Source organism: Bradyrhizobium sp. Kon56, from assembly GCF_055807635.1.
In genome coordinates this window covers 1-300 of record NZ_JBVVOU010000326.1, presented here as the reverse complement: position 1 = coordinate 300, position 300 = coordinate 1, and the positions used below count along the sequence as shown (strand labels likewise).

The 300-nt window shown below is 48.3% G+C and carries 1 protein-coding gene; it reads left to right on the top strand.

Translation table 11 applies throughout. The features are described 5' to 3' along the window. The coding region (locus tag AC0L3B_RS39165; RefSeq protein ID WP_473383099.1) for a hypothetical protein at nt 1-300 on the top strand (300 nt) is incomplete at both ends.

The window sequence follows — 300 nt, the reverse complement described above, 5'->3', positions numbered from 1 at the left end:
ACCGCTGCCGGATGGCTGGCATTGCGATAAGCAAAAGAATCAATACGACGCGGGTCTTCGGGGGCAGGTTGCTGATGAAAGAGTTATGCGTCTCGGGGTAGACGGTGCAGGCGAAAACACCGTGTTGCATAAGGAAGTTATTGAAAGATATATGCGTTTTGATTCTGGTAGGGCCGTTGAGCCCAATAGGTTTATGGCAAAAAACGTGATAGCAGGAGTGACTTATACAACTAACTCCAGCGTAGGTGATATTCCATTTGATACGTCAGTGTATATTGCGCCTGTCAGGCCCTACGTCCT